Annotated in this window: 1 pseudogene; it reads right to left on the bottom strand. The window is 37.4% G+C overall.

The features are described 5' to 3' along the window. A pseudogene (locus HMPREF2728_RS01435) lies at positions 1-227 on the bottom strand (muramidase); the annotation flags it as partial.

Genomic DNA, 227 nt, shown 5'->3' on the forward strand with positions numbered 1-227 from the left:
ACATAGACATTACCATTCACTTCTTTATAAACATAAGTGATAGTTGATTTTGGTTTAGTAACCTTACCTGTAACTGGGTCAGACTTTTCAAGGTGTCCATTCTCATCAACCTTACCTACAGGATAATCACCCTTCGGTACGATCTTATATGTCTTACCATCTTCTGCCTTGATGAAGTTAGGTTTTTCACCTTTCTCAGTAGTGTCATATGGTGTGTCATATGGTGA

Source organism: Streptococcus sp. HMSC061D10, assembly GCF_001808865.1.
Classification (GTDB): Bacteria; Bacillota; Bacilli; order Lactobacillales; family Streptococcaceae; genus Streptococcus.